At 39.2% G+C, this 3,025-nt stretch carries 2 protein-coding genes; one reads left to right on the forward strand and one right to left on the reverse strand.

What is annotated here, in order from left to right:
- Positions 1–226 precede the first annotated feature (226 nt).
- Complete coding sequence (locus IQ264_RS32030) at positions 227–1,876, reverse strand: cyclic peptide export ABC transporter (RefSeq protein ID WP_193986730.1); 1,650 nt, start codon at positions 1,874–1,876, stop codon at positions 227–229.
- A 38-nt stretch (positions 1,877–1,914) separates the two neighbouring features.
- Between IQ264_RS32030 and IQ264_RS32035 the strand changes: the two genes are divergently transcribed.
- Positions 1,915–2,922, forward strand: coding sequence for a glycosyltransferase (locus IQ264_RS32035; protein WP_193986732.1), 1,008 nt, complete (start codon positions 1,915–1,917; stop codon positions 2,920–2,922).
- Positions 2,923–3,025 lie beyond the last annotated feature (103 nt).

The raw sequence follows: 3,025 nt of genomic DNA on the forward strand, positions 1-3,025 counted from the left end.
TGTTAATAGCGAAGCTTCCGCTGGTTCCCCCCTTATTAAGGGGGGCGGAGGGGGGATCTTTTAGGGGGGCTAAGAAAGACCCAGACTTGTAACTAGCAACTTGAGTGATTTACCAGATTTCTTGATTAATCCTGCTCATCATGTAAATCCATAAATCCTGCTCCAAGTTTTGAGTTTTGAATCCTCCTTATCCCCAGTCCCCAGTCCCTAGTCCCTAGTCCCCTTTTCAGGCAAAGGCACTATCATAAATAACTCTGCCATAGTCGAGTTTGATAATCCGATCGCCAACTTCAAAATATTGATCGTCGTGACTAATTACTAACACCAATTTACCCTTATCTCGGAGTTTAGGTAAAAATTGCGTGTAAAATAATTCTTTAAAAATTGGGTCTTGATCTGATGCCCATTCATCAAAAAGATAAATTGGTCGATTTTCTAAATAAGCGGTAAGCAGTGCTAATCTTTTACGTTGACCTTGGGAAAGTGCAGTGGTGGAGAGTTTACCATTTTCCACTGTTACTTTGTGGTCTAGTTGCAGTTGCCGCAAATATGATTCTGCTACTGAATCAAGATTATATTTGGCAAAACCTAAAAGTCGCTCGAATAAGTAAAAGTCGGAAAAAATAACCGAGAAATGCTGACGATACCATTCCCGATTTTGTTGATTTATTGGTCGATCGTCTAAACAAATTTTGCCAGATTCGGGAATATAAAGTCCGGTAATCAGTTTAGCTAAAGTAGATTTACCGCTACCATTACCACCAATCAGAAAGACAATTTCTCCCGGGTTAAAATTTAGATTGATCGGGCCAAGGGTAAAGTCTATATTTTCGCGATCGCTTCCATAAGCATGAGTCACTCCCTGCAATTCCAAAGAATGCCAATTCGCTTTTAAACCTTGATTAGGAGGCTCAACCATTACAGGCGTAGCTGTTTCTGATTCCGCGTAACTAGCCAAAGCTAAACCTAATACCTCAATTTTTTTTAAAGCTACATCTGCTTTAGTTAATAAAGGTAATTTATTCACAACTATGTCCATTGGCGAAATTAAATAAGTGAAAATTAAGACATAAGCAGTGAGTGTTTTCGGGTTAATATCAATCAGATTTGGTAGTAAAAATAATACCGCACCAATAGCAAAGAAAAAGATTAATTTACCCCAACTAGCATGAACTGCAAACAAAGACAAACCGCGAAAATTGTGCCGCCGAAAATTTGCCGCTGTAACCGTTAAATCTTCGATTAAAAAATCTTGACGACGTTGATAATTTAACTTTAATTCCTTTACTCCTTCGGAAATTGTGCGAAAATCATTAAAGAGCAAATCCTGTTCTTCACGGGCTAAAGCTAGTATTTGTCTGCCTTTTTTGAAAAACCAATTAGAACTACTGATGGCGATAACTAACAACACTAAAATCATCAGCAAAACTTGCGGCGACAGCCAAGTAATATAAAGTAAACATCCGCCGACGATCGCTAAATTAATGCAGATTAAAGGTAAACTAAAAACTGCCTGAGAAATTGCCTGCACATCCTCAGTCAAAGTTGCCAGCAATCTTGGTGTTCCTAAGTTTTCCAACTGTCTCAACTCCGAAGCCAGAATTTGCCGACTCAAGCGCAACTGCATTTGGAATACGGCATCCTGGGCTAGCTTAATTAACACCACTTGAGAGAAAATACTCGTCAGCAATACTAGCACCACCAGACCCACAAATCCCCAAGCCATAACTGCTGATGAAGAGTGACCATTGTTACTGACAGCATTTCCTATTAAGGCTATTAAACCAGCACTACTAGCACCACTTAAAAAACCTGTGACAATAGCCAGAGTGACCATTTTCCAGGAGGAACGCAGCAGAAAGTAAATTATATTCATAATAAATTGCTAATTATTTCTTACGGAGAATTTTCCTGATGGATGGTTTACAAACACCATTGATACAGAATTTACCTAGTTTTTCGATCGTCCTCGAAACCGAAAATTTGGCGAACGCTAATCCCAAGGACTTAGCTAAGTCTCTGAACTCACTAGCAAATCAGGAGATTTCCCCCCATTTAGCCAACGAGGTATTGTTAATTGAAAGTGGCGATACTCCTCCTGAATTACTCAAACAGCTTTGTCAACAGTACCCTTGGATTAAAGTTCACTACACCAACGTCAAGACTAGCTATTACGAAGCCAAAATGCTGGGGGCGGAACTAGTTACAGGGGAAATAGTAGTTTACTGCGATTCTGACTGCATCTACCAAAAAGATTGGCTAAGAAATTTACTGACTTCCTTTACTCAGGGGGATGACATTCAAATCGTAGCTGGAGAAACAATCACTAGGGGGAATGGGCCTTATGGTACAGCAATGGCTTTGACCTACATTTTTCCCCAATATTCCCACAAAAAAAGTTTAACTAAAACATCTCAATACTTTTTGAATAATGTTGCTTTTCGCAGAGATTTCTTTCTGAAACATCCCATTCCCCTAGACATCCCTTTGTATCGTGGCAACTGCGTGATTCATGCTTATCGCTTACTTGAGGAAGGTTACACAATTTGGCAACATCCACAAGCTAAGGCTAATCATGCACCACCATCGGGAATTTCCCATTTCTTCTGGCGTTTTTTACTCATGGGTCATGATTATTTCTGGCAAAAATCTCTGTTGAAAACCGCTATTTCAACTTCGGGAAAATCTTACTCAACTTTAATGTTGGATACAAAAAGTAAACTTCAAGCTTTCTGGGAAAGATTCAGCGGGATGTTAATTAGACAACCTCTGCATTTACTTTATTTACCTTTTGCTATCCCAATTGTAATTACTTCGTTGTTACTAATTGTAGCGGGTTATCTGATTACTGTGTTTCAGCCGAATTACTTGCTTAATACTTATCAGGTAATGCAGGGAGAAGACTTGGTTTTATTAACTTAAAATGTTTTGGTGAGAGGAGGGAACAGGGAACAGGGAACAGGAAACAAGGAACATTAATAAACTGATAATAACCTCAGAAATCCAAGTCCCCAATCCCCAGTCC

The sequence above is a fragment of the [Phormidium] sp. LEGE 05292 genome (genome assembly GCF_015207735.1).
Lineage (GTDB): Bacteria > Cyanobacteriota > Cyanobacteriia > Cyanobacteriales > Aerosakkonemataceae > Floridanema.

Excerpts from the sequence above, each read along its gene's own strand:
- IQ264_RS32030 (WP_193986730.1), bottom strand. The coding sequence starts at position 1,876 with ATGAATATAATTTACTTTCTGCTGCGTTCCTCCTGGAAAATGGTCACT.
- IQ264_RS32035 (WP_193986732.1), top strand. The coding sequence starts at position 1,915 with ATGGATGGTTTACAAACACCATTGATACAGAATTTACCTAGTTTTTCG.